We start from the raw sequence: 16,997 nt of genomic DNA, 5'->3' as shown, positions 1-16,997 counted from the left end.
CAGTTTACCCAGGATAAGAGATTAAATTATGAGCAACATTATTAAGCAACTTGAACAAGAGCAGATGAAGCAGGACGTACCTTCCTTCCGTCCGGGTGATACCGTGGAAGTGAAAGTATGGGTTGTTGAAGGTTCCAAAAAACGTCTGCAGGCATTCGAGGGCGTGGTTATCGCTATTCGTAACCGCGGTCTGCACTCTGCATTCACTGTTCGTAAAATTTCCAACGGCGAAGGCGTTGAGCGTGTCTTCCAGACTCACTCTCCGGTTGTTGACAGCATTGCTGTTAAACGTCGTGGTGCCGTTCGTAAAGCTAAACTGTACTACCTGCGTGAGCGTACTGGTAAGGCAGCTCGTATCAAAGAGCGTCTTAACTAAGATATCGCTCAGGCGACATCCTGTTAGAGGGGCTGGCCAGTTGGCTGGCCCTTTTTTATCTCCGTAACACTCACAACGTTAACCTTCAGTTCATAAATCATTTACAATGCCCCTCGTTCTCTGCGGGAGGGACAGTGAATAACGGTAAATTTCGTCAGTCAGGTTTTCAGCGGCACGCGGCATGTCTCGCGTTGTTTGCGATCCTGCTGATTGTCATTGCCCCGCTAATCTCCGTTGCACTGCAAAAAGATCCAATGAGCGCGATGCCGGGTATGCATCATGAGATGAGTTCGATGGCGAAGCACACCGGGCATCACGGTGATTCTCCTTCCATTCCGATACCTGTCGATCACGGCGAAGCCTGTGGCTATTGTGTATTACTGGCTCATGTTCCAGGGCTTATCCTGGCGATGATGATTCTGCTCTGCGGCGTTCTGCTCAGAGTGCAATGTCAACCCACTCGTCCGACGGTAAAACACTGGTATTTCTTCCCCTGGCTGTATCCTGATACGCGCGCGCCGCCGCGCAGGTCCTCACTTTCCTGTTACTGAAAATAAGATTGACGCATAAGCGTCACGATACTCTTTTGCTTTTTCTGAGGAAAAGTATGACAACCTGCACACCGCGCGCGGCATGGATAACCCTGCTGCGACGCCTTCATTTCTATATCGGCCTGTTTGTCGGGCCATTTATCTTTGTTGCCGCACTGACCGGCACGTTGTATGTGGCGACGCCGCAACTGGAAGAGGCCATTTACGCTCAGGCACTTAACGGGACGACGCAGGGAGAGCCGCAATTGCTGGCGGCACAGGTTGCGATCGCGCAGCAGGTGACCGGTGGGCACCTGCGCCTGCACGCCGTCCGCCCTGGACTGGAGCCGGGCGATACAACGCGCGTCATGTTTGCCGACCCTGCGCTGGCGGCTTCTGAACATCGGGCCATTTTTATCGATCCGGTAACCCTGGCCGTGAAAGGCGATATGCCGGTGTACGGCACCAGCGGTATCCTGCCGCTGCGGCAGTGGATTGATTATGCCCACCGTTCGCTATTGTTGGGGGAGGTCGGGCGTCTCTACAGTGAACTGGCGGCATCCTGGATGTGGGTGGCGGCGCTGGGCGGTATTACACTCTGGTCAGTAACGCGACCCCGGCGCCGGTTGAACAATCCGGTTCAAAACCACCGTCGCTTGCACGTTACGCTGGGATGGCTGTTGTTAGTCGGAATGCTGCTGTTTTCAGCAACCGGACTGACCTGGTCGCAGTGGGCAGGCGGCAATGTGGATAAAATGCGCGCCGCGTTTGGCTGGCTGACGCCACAGCTTAACGCTCAACTTCATGGTGCTCGCCCGCTTCATGATGAGCACGCAGGCCACCATGGCGGCAGGGAGATGCCTGCGGCTCAGGTGAATATCCGTCAGTTCGATACCGTATTACAAACTGCGCAGACGGCTGGCCTCAATGCGCTTCGGCTGGAGATTCGCCCGCCGAAGGATGCGCAGCACGGGTGGACGGTAACGGAAATCGATCGCCGCTGGCCTACGCAGGTTGATGCCGTTGCCGTTGACCCGACGACGCTTCAGGTGACTGACCATACCCGATTTGCCGACTTCCCGCTGATGGCGAAGTTGACGCGCTGGGGCGTCGATTTTCATATGGGCATTCTGCTGGGATTGCCGAACCAATTACTGCTCATCGGTTTTGGCGTTGGCCTTTGCCTGATGATCGTGATTGGTTATCGGCTGTGGTGGATTCGCCGTCCTGTGGGCCCATCAGCCAGTCCGGCGCAGACGCTGGTTCAAAGCTGGCTCATGTTGAGCGTTTGGTGGCGTACAGGTGTTGGGTTACTGGCGATGACGCTCGGACTGGCAATGCCGGTGCTGGGGGGGAGTCTGCTGCTGTTTATGCTGGTCGACTGGCTGCGCTGGGTTCACGCGTCACGCGCGGTAATCGTGCAGCCAGCCGACTGAGGACTAAGGCGTGCTGATGACCACGGCGACACGGCGGTTTTCAGCGCGACCTTTCGCCGACTGGTTGCTGGCGATGGGGTATTTTTTCCCTAATCCCTGAGTGGTCAGATTGGTGCGCGGAATCTTCGCACCTTCTGACCACGCGTCCGCCACGACATTGGCGCGCTTGAGTGATAACGCCTTATTGTAGCTGTCCTCGCCATAGTTATCGGTATGCCCATCCATACGCGCATGATTCAGACCGACTGAAGCCAGACGAGCGGCCATCGACTGAATCTGCTGCTGGCTTTCCGCACGCAGTTTGTAGTCATTCTTATCAAACAGGATAGTGTCGGAAAGCCCCAGGGACCAGTCTCCCGCGGATTCAGTAAATCCGTACGATTGCATGGCTGCTATCTGCTCAGGGGTGAATTTGCCCTGTGGAGCCTGACAGCCTGCCAGCAGTAGCGTGGCAAGAATGAATGGGGATAAAAGACGCTTAAGCATGTGTGCATTCCTTTTTTATTTTATCGAGCGCACAGCGCGCTGATGTTTAGCCTGATACATATTACGATCGGCCAGTTCTTGTAATTTCTCGGCGGAAGCGTGCTCCCAGGTCAGCGCGTAACCCATACTCAGTGTCATACTGACTAAATGTCCGTTATGCAGGTCAAAAGGACGATTAAACTCTTGTGACAGCGCGGCGCTGATTCGCTGGACTTCATAGTCTGAATGGACGCCGTAAAGCACGACGGCAAACTCATCTCCGCCGAGGCGATAAGGAATATGGCGGTTGCCGCCAAATTCAGCCAGTCGTCTGGCGACTTCAATCAGCACGCGATCGCCTGCGGCATGTCCCCAGGTATCATTTATAAATTTGAAGTTATCGCCATCAAGAAACAGAAGCGCTGAGCTGCTACGGGCTGAATTGTCGTTCATCAGGGCGCTGATGCTGCTCCGGAACGCCGCCCGGTTTGCCAGCCCGGTCAGCGGATCGTGCAGCGCCGTTCGCAATAATTGTGCATTTTTGGCCTGCAAACGCAGCTGCCACTCTTCCATTTCATCCAGCAGGCTGTTGAAGTCCTGGGCAAAATTGTGGAACTCTTCAATCCGCTCTTCAGAGACGCGGCGGGAGAAGTTACGGTTGGTACGCACATCGTGCACCACCTCGGTGATATTTTGCAGCGCCTCAACCACACCACGGTGCAGGTGACGCGTCAGCAAAATGGCAATACCGGAGGCCAGCAGAATCGACCCGGTAAGTACCGCCAGAGAAAGCCAGATGAAGTGGCTGATTAAGCTGTCGCGTGCGGTAAGTCGAACTTCACCGATAATTTCACCACTGTGCCAGACGGGCTGGGCGACGGGAAAGGGAAAGAGCCAGTGACTAATAAAATCCCCTAGCTTATCGTCGTTCTCCAGCGCGTTGTAGCGCCAGGAGGCAATGACATTCTGATTATTGTCGCGAACCTCAGCGGCGGAAAATTGCCCCTGTTGGCCGAGCGCGGCCAGCGTTTCTGCAGCGGCGGCATCATCGGCGAATACCAGCGCAGCTTCCAGACTATGGGTCATTGTCGCCGCCGTGAGCTCGAGGTTCCTTTGCGCATACTGTTTTAACGTCAGCACCGAGGCCACACATAGCAGCAGCCAGATCAACGTCATGGTCACGATCACGCTGGTGATGTTGATGCGTCGCAACGCTCGCTTAAATGTGGGACGGGGGGTTGGGGAAAGATCCTTATCCATTTTTATTATTCCGTGCGAGCATCAATACATCCGGATTGACTCTTACGCCACTGCGTGACAAGGAATCCAGATTAACGGCGAATCTGACATCATTATTGTTAATAATCAGACAAAAGGTGCTGCCAATAATGCATTCGGCATTCTGTTCTGCAATTAATAACAACGCCTTAGACGGATATTTATTCGCTAATTCAACCTGAGCAGTGGGAGATTCGCTGCCGAAATAAACACCATCACAACGCGCAGTTAATGCTTCTTGTTCGGTGTAAATAATAACAGGTTGATAAGGCAGCGACGTATCACTGCTGTCTCCCAGGACGTTGACGAACCGGGAAGACGAGAAAATACACAGTCTGGGTGGCCCTGAGAGGGCAGGCCAGCGCGTATAGCTGACAATGCCAGAGACCATGGTGCGAACGTTCTTCGCCGCATCAGGGATGTCATTTGCAAAAACTGGCGATCCTGCCAGTAAGAGCACCAGCAGCATCAGGCATCGGTGAGAAGCGGACATAACGATTTCCTCACCAGCATCTTTTATCAGTCATCAAAATACATCCATGTTTTGTTTAAAGCAAAATAACATTATTTTTGCGGAGCGTCATTATACCTTGTAGATTAACGTATACGCCTTAAGCTAAATCTGACTAAATATTAATTCAGACGTATTGAGCCAGCATTTTCATCGGCACCTTGTTGCCATGCTTCACGCAACTGGCTGGCATTTTCTACGGTATCGCAACTGGCAGGGAAGGTTTTCCCCGTTACGCCTCTGGCATAGACAAAATTTTGCTGACAGGTTTTACGCTGACCTTCTGCATAACCGTTGAGGTATTGCGAACGATCCACCTCCGGGTCGTTAAAGCTATCGGCCAGCGTTTCATTATCTTTAACCGCAACGCCGGAAATTGCATCTTCGATACCGGCGTCATACCAGTTGGTACTGGTCCATGTTGGCGCGTGGGTGTAAGGATCGATCTGGCAGCCACTAAGCAGAAAAATGACTGCGATACTGACTCTTCTCGTCATTGCTCGTTCTCCTGTTTTTCAAAGCATAGCGGACCGTACAATAACTGTGTGTAAATTATTATGTACGATATGATGGGCTTTAAATCGAACATATGTCGACTCTGTAACGCAATGTTTACGTATTTTGGATTGATATCTTTACTCGTTGTGTTATCGTTACGTCATCCTCACTGAGGAAAACTATCGCAAACGAGCTAAAACAGGATCGCCATCATGCAAAAAGACGCGCTTAACAACGTACATATTACCGACGAACAGGTTCTGATGACCCCGGAACAACTTAAAGCGGAATTCCCGCTGAGCCTGGCGCAAGAGGCGCAAATCGCCCAGTCCCGCAAAACCATTTCTAACATCATTGCCGGTCGCGATCCGCGTCTGTTAGTGGTGTGCGGTCCGTGCTCCATTCACGATCCTGAAACGGCCCTGGAATATGCTCGTCGATTTAAAGCCCTTGCCGCAGAGGTCAGCGATAGCCTCTATCTGGTGATGCGCGTCTATTTTGAAAAACCCCGTACTACCGTTGGCTGGAAAGGGTTAATTAACGATCCTCATATGGATGGCTCTTTTGACGTTGAAGCAGGTCTGAAAATTGCGCGTCAACTGCTGCTTGAACTGGTCAACATGGGACTGCCGCTGGCGACGGAAGCGCTGGATCCGAACAGCCCGCAGTACCTGGGCGATCTGTTTAGCTGGTCTGCGATTGGCGCGCGAACCACGGAATCGCAAACGCACCGTGAAATGGCATCGGGTCTGTCGATGCCGGTGGGCTTCAAAAACGGCACCGACGGCAGCCTGGCGACGGCGATCAACGCCATGCGCGCGGCGGCGCAATCGCACCGTTTTGTCGGTATTAACCAGGCAGGTCAGGTTGCGCTGTTGCAAACCCAGGGCAACCCGGACGGGCATGTGATCCTGCGCGGCGGCAAAGCGCCTAACTACAGCCCGGCAGATGTCGCCCAGTGCGAAAAAGAGATAGAGCAGGCGGGACTGCGGCCGTCACTGATGGTAGATTGCAGTCATGGTAACTCCAATAAAGATTACCGTCGTCAGCCTGCCGTGGCGGAGTCGGTGGTTGCGCAAATTAAAGATGGCAACCGCTCAATCATCGGCCTGATGATTGAAAGTAATATTCACGAAGGCAACCAGTCCTCCGAGCAACCGCGCAGCGAAATGAAGTACGGCGTGTCCGTTACCGATGCCTGCATTAGTTGGGAAATGACGGACGCGTTACTGCGTGAAATTAACAAAGACTTGAACGGCCAGTTGGCGGCGCGCCAGGCTTAAGAGGTTCGTTATGGTTGCTGAATTGACCGCGTTACGCGATCAAATTGATGAAGTAGACAAGGCGCTGCTGGATTTGCTGGCGCGCCGTCTGGAACTGGTGGCAGAGGTCGGGGAAGTCAAAAGCCGCTTTGGCCTGCCGATTTATGTACCGGAACGCGAAGCCTCAATGCTGGCTTCGCGCCGAGCCGAAGCGGAAGCGCTCGGCGTACCGCCAGATCTGATTGAAGACGTATTGCGTCGAGTGATGCGTGAATCCTATTCCAGTGAGAACGATAAAGGGTTTAAGACGCTGTGTCCTTCGCTGCGCCCGGTGGTGATTGTCGGCGGTGGCGGTCAGATGGGACGGTTGTTCGAGAAAATGCTCACCCTGTCGGGTTATCAGGTGCGGATCCTCGAACAGCATGACTGGGAGCGCGCGCAGGCGATCGTCGCGGATGCCGGCATGGTGATCGTGAGTGTCCCGATCCATCTGACGGAACAGGTGATCGCAAAATTACCGCCGTTGCCCGCCGACTGTATCCTGGTCGATCTGGCGTCGGTGAAAAACGGTCCTTTACAGGCAATGCTGGCGGCGCACGACGGGCCGGTACTCGGTCTGCACCCGATGTTTGGCCCGGACAGCGGCAGCCTGGCAAAGCAGGTGGTGGTCTGGTGCGATGGACGTCATCCGGAAGCTTATCAGTGGTTCCTGGAGCAGATTCAGGTCTGGGGCGCGCGGCTGCACCGTATTAGCGCCGTCGAGCACGATCAGAACATGGCGTTCATTCAGGCGCTTCGTCACTTTGCGACCTTTGCTTATGGTCTACATCTGGCAGAAGAAAACGTGCAGCTTGAACAGTTGCTGGCGCTCTCTTCTCCGATTTATCGCCTTGAACTGGCGATGGTGGGGCGGCTGTTTGCTCAGGACCCACAGCTTTACGCCGATATCATTATGGCGTCGGAGAGCAATCTGGCACTGATTAAGCGCTATTACAAACGTTTTGGCGAAGCGATCAGTTTGCTGGAGCAGGGAGATAAACAGGCGTTTATCGACAGCTTCCGCAAAGTGGAGCACTGGTTCGGTGACTACGCGAAGCGCTTCCAGAGCGAAAGTCGTACGCTGTTACGCCAGGCGAATGACAGTCGACAGTAATGGCAGGATTATGCCGGATAGCGCCGCTAAAGTGCCTTATCCAGCCTATGCAACATAAACAACAGGCCGGACAGGCATACGCCCTCCGGCCTTGTTGCACGTTAGCTCGGATCGACTGGCACCACGTTCTCACTGGGATAGCAACCCAACACCTTCATGGAGCGAGTAATCTCGCCCAACTCCTTGAGCGCCTTCTGCATCTGTGGGGATTCCAGATTGGCCTGGATGTCGAGATAAAACATCTCTTCCCACGGATTGCCGTGTATGGGGCGGGATTCCAGTTTGGTCATGATCAGATTGTGGTTACGCATCACCAGTAGCGCTTCCACCAGCGCGCCCGCCTGTTGTCCTGTCGCCATCAGCAGCGTTGTTTTGGCTGGCACCTGGTCAGAAACATTGATTGCTTTACGCGCCAGCACGATGAAACGCGTGATATTTTGCGTCTGATTCGCCTCGATACGTTCAAGAACCTGTAAGCCATGCAGCACGCCACCGGCTTCGCTTCCGAGCGCAGCAACGTGCGGAGAGTTCGCCTGAGCGACCTTTTCCATTGCGGCGGATGTGCTTTCGGTGTACTCAATTTTCCAGTGCGGATAACGACTGAGGAACTTGCTGCACTGCTGGAACGGCTGCGGGTGGCTGTATACCGTCTCAATGGTGTCGAGGTCCGTGGTACCGGAAACCAGCACGCAGTGATCGATAGTCACCGTCATCTCACCCACAATGGAGAGACTGGTGTGCTGGAGCAGATCGTAGACATCGTTAATTCCACCCGAGCTGGTGTTTTCAATCGGTACAACTGCGTAATCGGCCTGGCCGGTTTCAACCTGATTAAAGATATCGGCAAACTTTGTACAACCGCTCTCAATAAACTGCTCAAAGTGACGGGCAGCGTACTGGCGTGCCGCAAGATGCGAGTAAGAGCCTTTTGGTCCCAGGAACGCCACGCGCGCAGAATGCGGGTTGATCTTATTAAGATGTTGCTGGAGCAGCGCCTGCTGGGTGAGAACGGAGTCTTCGATGATGAGTTGAAAAAGGCGGGTGATGTAGTGCGCATCCAGATGATGGGCTTTGCCAAGCGTAATCAATCTGTCCAGGAGATCGCGTTCGCGGTCGATATCCCGTACCGGGCGATGGGATTCAAGCTTGGCTTTGCCGACTTCAACTGCCAGCCCACGTCGCTCGGCCAGTAACGCCAGTAATTTTGCATCCAGCGCGCTGATTTTATCGCGCAGCGCCAGTAATGGGTTTTCCGATGTCATAGTGTTGCCTTTATTGTTATCAATAAAAAAGGCCCCCCGGTGTGGGAGGCCTTATTGTTCGTCTTCGCATTCTTTTTCACACGACGAAAGCCTCCCATTCAGGGGAAGGTAAAAAAGAATGCGAAGAAGAACGGAGTGTGTTTCATATCAGTTTCCTTAAGTGATGTCAGTAAAGTACCCGTACTGTTTTCACCCTGTCAACAAAAAACGCGCCCGAAGGCGCGTTGGCGATACACTCAATGTAAGGGACTACTCTTCTTCTGCTTCGACGAAGTTGGCGTCTTTTACTGAAGTTGTTGCACGACGGGCTTCGCCTTTGTGCTGCACTTTATTGAGCTGCCGTTCCAGCTTGTTGATCAAATCGTTAATAGCGGTATACATATCTTCGTGTTTTGCGCTGGCGACCAGATGTCCGTTCGGTGTATTGATGGTGGCATCAGCAATGAAACCCTGTGGCTCCTTGGACAGAATGATATGTGGATTAATGAGATGGGTTTGCCATTTTTCAAGTTTGGCGAGACGGTCTGCGACATGTTGGCGAATTGCCGGAGTAATTTCCATTTGTTTACTGGTAATGTTCATTGTCATAAATTTTACCTCTTGTCTTTCCCGTCTTGGTGATTCCAGCATACCGTTCCTAATGTCAAAATGTGTGATTTAAATCACATTATTTTGTCACTTTTTGTCAAGGGTACCTTTTTGTGAGTTATCGCAGGAAGAGGTGATTTTTAACTTGAGGAAAGCCAGAAAGCAGGCCATATTTGATGAGTTGCGTCACGCAAAAGTCATCAGCGCCACGACGCGAAACGGATAAAAAAACGGCAGCTCAGCGCTGCCGTTTTTGCATCTGAAAATCGATCAGGTGTTGCTGCTGTTAGCGGCGATAATCTTCGCCACTTTGTCAGCCTGCGCCGTCATCTGCATTTCGCGATAGGCATTTTCCATCAACGGCAGGGCATCACGCGTTGCCTGCGTATCCGGGAAATCGCGCAGCATACCTTCTACACGGTTAACCACGGCAACCCATGCACCGCGCTGAGTGTAATAATCCGCAACGGAGTACTCATATTTCGCCAGACGATCTTTCAGGAACACCAGACGTTTGGTGGCGTCGGTGGTGTACTGGCTGTTCGGATAACCGCGAACCAGTTTCGAAAAGTCATTGAACGCAGCTCGCGCATGCTGAGGGTCACGGTCGCTACGATCAACACCAAAGAACCCTTGTAACGCGCTGTCATCTAACGCCATATTGGTCAGGCCACGCATATACATGACATAATCAATGTTAGGATGAGTTGGATTCAGGCGGATAAAGCGATCGATGGCAGCCTGAGCAAGCGGCAGATCGGCGTTTTTGTAGTAGGCGTAGATGAGATCTAACTGCACCTGCTGAGAATAAGGACCAAATGGATAGCGGTTATCCAACGCTTCCAATTGCGTTATTGCCTGTTTCCAGTTACCGTCCTGCAGCTTTTGCTGAGCAGTCGCGTAGATTTCATTAGGCGGATTATCGGGCACCTCTTCCTTTGAACCAGAGCAACCCGCCAAAAACAGGCTCAACGTGGCTGCTGCCACCAGATATTTCATGCGCGTCATGACGTTTTGACTTTCCTCAAAATGTTTTACGGGAGATTCTCTGTTCCTGCTCCCGGTTAAGACCAGCTACAATAGCACACTATATTAAACGGCAAAGCCGTAAAACCCAACGTTAAACGAAGAAGCTGTATATGGCACAACGAGTACAACTCACCGCAACGGTATCCGAAAATCAACTCGGTCAACGCTTAGATCAAGCTTTGGCCGAAATGTTCCCTGATTATTCGCGATCGCGCATAAAAGATTGGATTCTTGAACGGCGCGTGCTGGTCAACGGTAAACTTTGCGACAAACCAAAAGAAAAAGTGTTAGGCGGAGAACGGGTAGCCATCGATGCTGAAATCGATGAAGAAATCCGCTTCGAGCCTCAGGATATCCCACTGGATATCGTTTATGAAGATGATGACATCATTGTTATCAACAAGCCACGCGATCTGGTTGTTCATCCTGGCGCGGGCAACCCGGACGGCACGGTTCTGAATGCATTACTGCATTATTATCCGCCAATTGCTGATGTTCCACGCGCAGGTATTGTCCATCGCCTGGATAAAGACACCACCGGGCTGATGGTGGTTGCGAAAACCGTTCCGGCGCAAACGCGGCTGGTGGAAGCGCTGCAACTGCGTGAGATTACCCGTGAATACGAAGCGGTAGCGATCGGTCATATGACGGCTGGCGGCACGGTGGAAGAACCTATCAGCCGTCACCCGACGAAGCGTACTCATATGGCGGTGCATCCGATGGGTAAACCAGCGGTCACGCACTATCGCATCATGGAACACTTCCGTGTGCACACGCGTCTGCGCTTGCGTCTGGAGACCGGACGTACGCACCAGATCCGCGTGCATATGGCGCATATTACCCATCCGCTGGTGGGCGATCAGGTATACGGTGGCCGTCCGCGTCCGCCGAAAGGCGCGTCGGAGGCATTTATCTCGACATTGCGTAAATTCGACCGTCAAGCGCTACATGCCACCATGCTGCGTCTGTATCACCCGATTTCCGGTATCGAAATGGAATGGCATGCGCCGATCCCACAGGATATGGTGGAACTGATTGAGGCGATGCGTGCGGATTTCGAAGAACATAAGGATGACGTGGCCTGGCTATGAGTGAGCTTATTGTCCCGCAGTGGCCTCTGCCGAACGGTGTGGCGGCCTGCAGTTCGACCCGTACCGGTGGTGTGAGTTTGCCGCCGTATGATGCCTTAAACCTGGGCGCCCACTGTGGCGATAACCCGGAGCATGTCGAAGAGAACCGCAGACGCCTGTTTGCTGCGGGCAATCTGCCTTCAAAACCGGTCTGGCTGGAACAGGTGCATGGAAAAGACGTCCTGAAGCTGACCGGCGAGCCTTACGCCTCTAAACGGGCGGATGCGTCATACAGTAATACGCCGGGTACCGTTTGTGCGGTAATGACGGCAGACTGTCTGCCCGTACTCTTTTGTAATCGGGCAGGAACGGAGGTGGCGGCAGCCCATGCGGGCTGGCGTGGATTATGTGAAGGTGTACTGGAAGAGACGGTGGCCTGCTTTGCTGATAAGCCTGAAAATATTCTTGCCTGGTTAGGCCCGGCGATTGGTCCTGCAGCGTTCGAAGTCGGACCTGAGGTGCACGAGGCGTTTATCGCCAAAGAGGCTAATGCGCATGAAGCCTTTGAGCCTCACGGCGAAAAATATCTGGCGAATATTTATCAGCTTGCCCGTCAGCGCCTGGCAAATGTCGGCGTTGAGCAAATTTATGGCGGCGACCGCTGTACTTTTAGTGAAAATGAGACTTTCTTCTCTTATCGTCGCGACAAGACCACGGGGCGTATGGCAAGTTTTATTTGGCTGATATAACCTAAAGAATCAAGACGATCCGGTACGTGTAATTTTCTTTTCACATAATTCAGGTCAATAACCTTGAATAATTGAGGGATGACCTCATTTAATCTCCAGTAGCAAATTTGACCTGTTATGGGAGGAGTTATGCGTCTGGATCGTCTTACTAACAAATTCCAGCTTGCTCTTGCCGATGCCCAGTCGCTCGCACTGGGGCACGACAACCAATTCATCGAACCTCTTCATTTAATGAGCGCCTTGCTGAATCAGGAAGGGGGATCGGTACGTCCTTTATTAACCTCTGCCGGTATTAATGCCGGACAGTTACGCACCGCCATCGATCAGGCGCTGAGTCGTTTACCGCAGGTGGAAGGCACTGGCGGCGACGTCCAGCCCTCTCAGGATCTGATGCGTGTTCTGAATCTTTGCGACAAGCTGGCGCAAAAGCGAGGGGACAACTTTATTTCGTCAGAACTGTTCGTTCTGGCGGCGCTTGAGTCGCGTGGCACACTGCCCGATTTACTGAAATCGGCTGGCGCAACGACCGCGAATATTACTCAGGCAATTGAACAAATGCGTGGAGGTGAAAGCGTGAACGACCAGGGGGCTGAAGACCAACGTCAGGCCTTGAAAAAATACACTGTCGATCTGACTGAGCGTGCCGAGCAGGGCAAACTTGACCCGGTTATCGGCCGTGATGAAGAGATCCGCCGGACCATTCAGGTTCTGCAGCGTCGTACAAAAAACAACCCGGTGTTAATCGGTGAGCCTGGTGTCGGTAAAACGGCGATTGTTGAAGGACTGGCACAGCGAATCATTAATGGTGAAGTCCCTGAAGGGTTAAAAGGCCGTCGCGTACTGGCGCTGGATATGGGCGCGCTGGTGGCAGGGGCAAAATACCGCGGTGAATTTGAAGAACGCTTAAAAGGCGTACTCAACGATCTTGCCAAACAGGAAGGGAATGTCATCCTGTTTATCGACGAATTGCACACCATGGTGGGCGCAGGTAAAGCGGATGGCGCAATGGATGCCGGGAACATGCTGAAACCGGCGCTGGCGCGTGGGGAACTGCACTGCGTAGGGGCGACTACGCTCGACGAGTATCGGCAGTACATCGAAAAAGATGCGGCGCTGGAACGTCGTTTCCAGAAAGTGTTCGTGGCTGAGCCGTCAGTGGAAGATACCATTGCGATACTGCGTGGTCTGAAAGAACGTTATGAACTGCATCACCATGTGCAGATTACTGACCCGGCAATCGTCGCGGCCGCCACGCTGTCTCATCGTTACATTGCCGATCGCCAGTTGCCGGATAAAGCCATCGACCTGATCGATGAAGCGGCATCCAGCATCCGTATGCAGATTGACTCTAAGCCGGAAGAACTGGACAGACTCGACCGCCGCATTATCCAGCTCAAGCTGGAGCAGCAGGCATTAATGAAAGAGTCTGATGAGGCGAGTAAAAAACGCCTCGATATGCTTAACGAAGAGCTGGATGATAAAGAGCGTCAGTACTCTGAATTAGAAGAAGAGTGGAAAGCGGAAAAAGCGTCGCTCTCCGGAACACAAACGATCAAAGCCGAGCTGGAACAGGCGAAGATTGCTATTGAACAGGCGCGTCGTGTTGGCGATCTGGCGCGGATGTCAGAACTGCAATACGGTAAAATTCCTGAGCTGGAAAAACAGCTGGAAGCCGCGACGCAGTCAGAAGGTAAAACCATGCGTCTGTTGCGTAATAAAGTGACGGATGCGGAAATTGCCGAAGTGCTGGCGCGCTGGACCGGTATTCCGGTCGCGAGAATGCTGGAAGGCGAGCGCGAAAAACTGTTGCGTATGGAGCAAGAGTTACATAGCCGTGTGATCGGTCAGAATGAAGCGGTCGAAGCCGTATCGAATGCGATTCGTCGTAGCCGTGCCGGTCTTGCCGATCCAAACCGCCCGATTGGCTCGTTCCTGTTCCTCGGCCCAACCGGGGTCGGTAAAACCGAGCTGTGTAAGGCGCTGGCAAACTTTATGTTTGACAGTGATGATGCGATGGTGCGGATCGACATGTCCGAGTTTATGGAGAAACACTCCGTATCACGTCTGGTGGGTGCGCCTCCGGGATATGTCGGTTATGAAGAGGGTGGCTACCTGACAGAAGCGGTTCGTCGTCGTCCTTATTCCGTTATTCTGCTTGATGAAGTTGAGAAAGCGCATCCTGATGTGTTCAACATTCTTCTGCAGGTACTGGATGATGGTCGTCTGACCGATGGACAGGGGAGAACGGTCGACTTCCGTAATACGGTGGTCATTATGACCTCTAACCTGGGTTCCGATTTGATTCAGGAACGCTTTGGCGATCTCGACTACAGCCATATGAAAGATCTGGTGTTAGGTGTGGTGAGTCACAACTTCCGCCCGGAATTCATCAACCGTATAGATGAGGTTGTGGTATTCCATCCGTTGGGTGAACAACACATCGCGTCTATTGCGCAGATCCAACTGCAGCGTCTGTACAAACGTCTGGAAGAGCGTGGCTATGAAATCCACATCTCTGATGAAGCGCTGAAACTGCTGAGCGCAAATGGTTATGATCCGGTGTATGGGGCGCGTCCGTTGAAACGTGCAATCCAGCAGCAGATCGAAAACCCGCTGGCGCAGCAAATCCTGTCTGGAGAGTTAATTCCAGGCAAAACGATTCGTCTTGAGGTAAACGACGATCGGATTGTCGCAGTACAGTAATTCTTGATGAAATAATTAATGGGCTCTTCGGAGCCCATTTTTGTTTAAAAAACAGGCTAAAATGATGGTTTATAGAGTGGTTTGCCTGGAAAGTGAGCAGTCGATAAGTTTTTTGTATTTTTGACTTGTCAGCCCGAAATAACTCCCTATAATGCGCCTCCACTGACACGGAACAACGGCACACAAGCCGCCGGGTCAGCAGGGTTCTCCGGTGAAAACCAGTGATGAACACCGACAGAGAAAAGCGAAATAAATGCTTGACTCTGAATGAGGAAAACGTAATATACGTGACCTCGCGACAGAGCGCTAAAGCGCGTCGCAACTGCTCTTTAACAATTTATCAGACAATCTGTGTGGGCACTCAGAGTGACATGGATTCTTAACGTCGCAAGACGAAAAATGAATACCAAGTCTCAAAGAGTGAACACGTAATTCATTACGACGTTTAATTCTAGGAGCATCAAACTTAAATTGAAGAGTTTGATCATGGCTCAGATTGAACGCTGGCGGCAGGCCTAACACATGCAAGTCGAACGGTAACAGGAAGCAGCTTGCTGCTTTGCTGACGAGTGGCGGACGGGTGAGTAATGTCTGGGAAACTGCCCGATGGAGGGGGATAACTACTGGAAACGGTAGCTAATACCGCATAATGTCGCAAGACCAAAGAGGGGGACCTTAGGGCCTCTTGCCATCGGATGTGCCCAGATGGGATTAGCTTGTTGGTGAGGTAACGGCTCACCAAGGCGACGATCCCTAGCTGGTCTGAGAGGATGACCAGCCACACTGGAACTGAGACACGGTCCAGACTCCTACGGGAGGCAGCAGTGGGGAATATTGCACAATGGGCGCAAGCCTGATGCAGCCATGCCGCGTGTATGAAGAAGGCCTTCGGGTTGTAAAGTACTTTCAGCGGGGAGGAAGGGGTTAAGGTTAATAACCTTAGCCATTGACGTTACCCGCAGAAGAAGCACCGGCTAACTCCGTGCCAGCAGCCGCGGTAATACGGAGGGTGCAAGCGTTAATCGGAATTACTGGGCGTAAAGCGCACGCAGGCGGTCTGTCAAGTCGGATGTGAAATCCCCGGGCTCAACCTGGGAACTGCATTCGAAACTGGCAGGCTTGAGTCTCGTAGAGGGGGGTAGAATTCCAGGTGTAGCGGTGAAATGCGTAGAGATCTGGAGGAATACCGGTGGCGAAGGCGGCCCCCTGGACGAAGACTGACGCTCAGGTGCGAAAGCGTGGGGAGCAAACAGGATTAGATACCCTGGTAGTCCACGCCGTAAACGATGTCTATTTGGAGGTTGTGCCCTTGAGGTGTGGCTTCCGGAGCTAACGCGTTAAATAGACCGCCTGGGGAGTACGGCCGCAAGGTTAAAACTCAAATGAATTGACGGGGGCCCGCACAAGCGGTGGAGCATGTGGTTTAATTCGATGCAACGCGAAGAACCTTACCTGGTCTTGACATCCACAGAACTTGGCAGAGATGCCTTGGTGCCTTCGGGAACTGTGAGACAGGTGCTGCATGGCTGTCGTCAGCTCGTGTTGTGAAATGTTGGGTTAAGTCCCGCAACGAGCGCAACCCTTATCCTTTGTTGCCAGCGGTCCGGCCGGGAACTCAAAGGAGACTGCCAGTGATAAACTGGAGGAAGGTGGGGATGACGTCAAGTCATCATGGCCCTTACGACCAGGGCTACACACGTGCTACAATGGCATATACAAAGAGAAGCGACCTCGCGAGAGCAAGCGGACCTCATAAAGTATGTCGTAGTCCGGATTGGAGTCTGCAACTCGACTCCATGAAGTCGGAATCGCTAGTAATCGTGGATCAGAATGCCACGGTGAATACGTTCCCGGGCCTTGTACACACCGCCCGTCACACCATGGGAGTGGGTTGCAAAAGAAGTAGGTAGCTTAACCTTCGGGAGGGCGCTTACCACTTTGTGATTCATGACTGGGGTGAAGTCGTAACAAGGTAACCGTAGGGGAACCTGCGGTTGGATCACCTCCTTACCTTAAAGAACCTGCCTTTGTAGTGCCCACACAGATTGTCTGATGAAAAGTAAAAAGCAAGGCGTCTTGCCGAAGCA

General features: G+C 52.6%; 16 protein-coding genes, 1 rRNA gene and 1 other annotated feature. Of the genes, 9 read left to right on the top strand and 8 right to left on the bottom strand.

Annotated features, from left to right (window positions below; translation table 11 throughout):
• The first annotated feature begins 28 nt into the window (after positions 1-28).
• The 3 genes from rplS to C2U53_RS29385 all read left to right on the top strand — a co-directional run bounded on the left by rplS (position 29) and on the right by C2U53_RS29385 (position 2,342).
• On the top strand, positions 29-376 hold the full coding sequence (gene rplS / locus C2U53_RS29395) for a 50S ribosomal protein L19 (protein ID WP_012134695.1): 348 nt from the start codon (positions 29-31) through the stop codon (positions 374-376).
• 134 nt (positions 377-510) lie between these two features.
• Positions 511-927, top strand: coding sequence for a DUF2946 domain-containing protein (locus C2U53_RS29390; RefSeq protein ID WP_042999690.1), 417 nt, complete (start codon positions 511-513; stop codon positions 925-927).
• 56 nt (positions 928-983) lie between these two features.
• Positions 984-2,342 (top strand): PepSY domain-containing protein, encoded by a 1,359-nt coding sequence (locus tag C2U53_RS29385; protein ID WP_104446848.1) that lies wholly within the window; start codon positions 984-986, stop codon positions 2,340-2,342.
• 3 nt (positions 2,343-2,345) lie between these two features.
• Here C2U53_RS29385 and C2U53_RS29380 read toward each other — a convergent pair whose 3' ends face one another.
• From C2U53_RS29380 to C2U53_RS29365, 4 genes are all read right to left on the bottom strand, one after another.
• The gene (locus tag C2U53_RS29380; RefSeq protein WP_104446847.1) at positions 2,346-2,828 is read right to left on the bottom strand and encodes an OmpA family protein; all 483 of its coding nucleotides are present in this window, start codon (positions 2,826-2,828) and stop codon (positions 2,346-2,348) included.
• Between the two features lie 15 nt (positions 2,829-2,843).
• Positions 2,844-4,067 carry a diguanylate cyclase DgcN gene (gene dgcN, locus C2U53_RS29375; RefSeq protein ID WP_044255213.1) on the bottom strand — a complete coding sequence of 408 codons (1,224 nt, stop codon included), beginning with the start codon at positions 4,065-4,067 and terminating at the stop codon, positions 2,844-2,846.
• A complete protein-coding gene (locus C2U53_RS29370; RefSeq protein ID WP_044255216.1) occupies positions 4,060-4,578 on the bottom strand; it encodes a YfiR family protein in 519 nt (172 codons plus the stop codon). The genes dgcN and C2U53_RS29370 overlap by 8 nt, the downstream gene beginning before the upstream one ends.
• Before the next feature lie 140 nt (positions 4,579-4,718).
• Positions 4,719-5,093: a DUF2799 domain-containing protein gene (locus C2U53_RS29365; protein ID WP_042999695.1), complete on the bottom strand. Its 375-nt coding sequence runs from the start codon at positions 5,091-5,093 to the stop codon at positions 4,719-4,721.
• A 213-nt stretch (positions 5,094-5,306) separates the two neighbouring features.
• On the opposite strand from C2U53_RS29365, the gene aroF reads away from it, so the two are divergent.
• Both aroF and tyrA read left to right on the top strand, forming a co-directional pair.
• On the top strand, positions 5,307-6,377 hold the full coding sequence (aroF, locus tag C2U53_RS29360) for a 3-deoxy-7-phosphoheptulonate synthase AroF (protein ID WP_104446846.1): 1,071 nt from the start codon (positions 5,307-5,309) through the stop codon (positions 6,375-6,377).
• 10 nt (positions 6,378-6,387) lie between these two features.
• Positions 6,388-7,509, top strand: a complete 1,122-nt coding sequence (gene tyrA / locus C2U53_RS29355; protein WP_042999697.1) for a bifunctional chorismate mutase/prephenate dehydrogenase — start codon at positions 6,388-6,390, stop codon at positions 7,507-7,509.
• A 101-nt stretch (positions 7,510-7,610) separates the two neighbouring features.
• Here the strand turns inward: tyrA and pheA are convergent, their stop codons facing one another.
• The 4 genes from pheA to bamD all read right to left on the bottom strand — a co-directional run bounded on the left by pheA (position 7,611) and on the right by bamD (position 10,367).
• Positions 7,611-8,771 (bottom strand): bifunctional chorismate mutase/prephenate dehydratase, encoded by a 1,161-nt coding sequence (pheA, locus tag C2U53_RS29350; RefSeq protein WP_042999698.1) that lies wholly within the window; start codon positions 8,769-8,771, stop codon positions 7,611-7,613.
• Between the two features lie 22 nt (positions 8,772-8,793).
• Positions 8,794-8,918 (bottom strand) — a sequence feature (Phe leader region).
• On the bottom strand, positions 8,870-8,917 hold the full coding sequence (gene pheL, locus C2U53_RS29345) for a pheA operon leader peptide PheL (RefSeq protein WP_001386991.1): 48 nt from the start codon (positions 8,915-8,917) through the stop codon (positions 8,870-8,872). It overlaps the preceding feature by 48 nt.
• 102 nt (positions 8,919-9,020) lie before the next feature.
• Positions 9,021-9,359: a ribosome-associated translation inhibitor RaiA gene (gene raiA, locus C2U53_RS29340; protein ID WP_003031244.1), complete on the bottom strand. Its 339-nt coding sequence runs from the start codon at positions 9,357-9,359 to the stop codon at positions 9,021-9,023.
• Between the two features lie 270 nt (positions 9,360-9,629).
• Positions 9,630-10,367 (bottom strand): outer membrane protein assembly factor BamD, encoded by a 738-nt coding sequence (bamD, locus tag C2U53_RS29335; protein ID WP_044255229.1) that lies wholly within the window; start codon positions 10,365-10,367, stop codon positions 9,630-9,632.
• 131 nt (positions 10,368-10,498) lie between these two features.
• On the opposite strand from bamD, the gene rluD reads away from it, so the two are divergent.
• The 4 genes from rluD to C2U53_RS29310 all read left to right on the top strand — a co-directional run bounded on the left by rluD (position 10,499) and on the right by C2U53_RS29310 (position 16,920).
• Complete coding sequence (gene rluD, locus C2U53_RS29325) at positions 10,499-11,479, top strand: 23S rRNA pseudouridine(1911/1915/1917) synthase RluD (protein ID WP_104446845.1); 981 nt, start codon at positions 10,499-10,501, stop codon at positions 11,477-11,479.
• Positions 11,476-12,207 (top strand): purine nucleoside phosphorylase YfiH, encoded by a 732-nt coding sequence (yfiH, locus tag C2U53_RS29320; protein ID WP_044328069.1) that lies wholly within the window; start codon positions 11,476-11,478, stop codon positions 12,205-12,207. The genes rluD and yfiH overlap by 4 nt, the downstream gene beginning before the upstream one ends.
• Before the next feature lie 129 nt (positions 12,208-12,336).
• On the top strand, positions 12,337-14,910 hold the full coding sequence (gene clpB, locus C2U53_RS29315; protein ID WP_044255236.1) for an ATP-dependent chaperone ClpB: 2,574 nt from the start codon (positions 12,337-12,339) through the stop codon (positions 14,908-14,910).
• Positions 14,911-15,378: 468 nt separating this feature from the next.
• A 16S ribosomal RNA gene (locus C2U53_RS29310) occupies positions 15,379-16,920 on the top strand.
• The last annotated feature ends 77 nt before the right edge of the window (positions 16,921-16,997 follow it).

The organism is Citrobacter sp. CFNIH10, assembly GCF_002934585.1.
Taxonomy (GTDB): domain Bacteria; phylum Pseudomonadota; class Gammaproteobacteria; order Enterobacterales; family Enterobacteriaceae; genus Citrobacter_A; species Citrobacter_A amalonaticus.
The sequence above is the reverse complement of the archived record's forward strand: the minus strand, read 5'-3'. Positions and strand labels throughout refer to the sequence as shown.